1 protein-coding gene is annotated in these 818 nt (G+C 39.2%); it reads left to right on the forward strand.

The window, feature by feature from the left end; translation table 11 throughout:
• On the forward strand, positions 1-728 hold a 728-nt coding region (locus DVK06_RS16755; protein ID WP_147438150.1), incomplete at its 5' end, for a tyrosine-type recombinase/integrase.
• Positions 729-818: the final 90 nt, after the last annotated feature.

Consider the following 818-nt stretch of genomic DNA (forward strand, 5'->3'; position numbering starts at 1 on the left):
GTATCGATTGTAATCCTATTGATAAAGTTAAGGACGAAGGGATACTTGATGAGGATATTTCTGAACCTAAACCAACATATGAAAAGGAGGTTCTATCAAATGTTCTGGACCATATGCCTCCTAACGCATTTGCTGCTTCTCTCACTATGTTAAAAACAACTAGAAGAATTGGAGGTATAGTAAATTTAGATTTGATGGATGTAAATCTCGATCATCCTGCTACAGATTGGGAGGTTGCTTCACCAATATCAGATAAACCAGATCATCTCTATTTTGGACCTCATTGTAACGGAGGAGAAATATTCCGAGGAGAAAGACGAACATCTGGAACTAAAACAAAAACTCATACTATGATACCCGTAGATGATGAGTTGAAACGTACTCTCATCTGGTGGTTAGCAATAAGAAGAGGACCAGAAAAAGAAGGCCCTCTTTTTACAACATCATGTTCCGTCCCGACAAAACGAGTGACAGCAGATGTTGTTCGTAATCACGTAGCTGATGCAGCGGAAAAAGAGGGTTACTATTGGAGTGAAGGTAGAGATTCAAAATCTATTACTCCTCATTACTTTCGCCATTGGACAACAACGACAATGCGAGATCGCGTTAACAGCTCGTTAGTCGATTATATGAGAGGCGACAAAAAGAAAATCAGCGATGAATACGACCACTACTCAGAATCTAAAAAAGAAAAATGGTTGAATAATATGCCAAATTTCCTAGAATGAATACAAAGTAGATACGATTTGTTTCACGCGAAGGCTGTGTTGAATCGCCATACAGCAACGAGGTAGGCCGCTAAATCAAAGGAGTTGAAG

It is taken from the genome of Halorubrum sp. Atlit-28R (assembly GCF_003665955.1).
GTDB classification, from domain to species: domain Archaea; phylum Halobacteriota; class Halobacteria; order Halobacteriales; family Haloferacaceae; genus Halorubrum; species Halorubrum tropicale.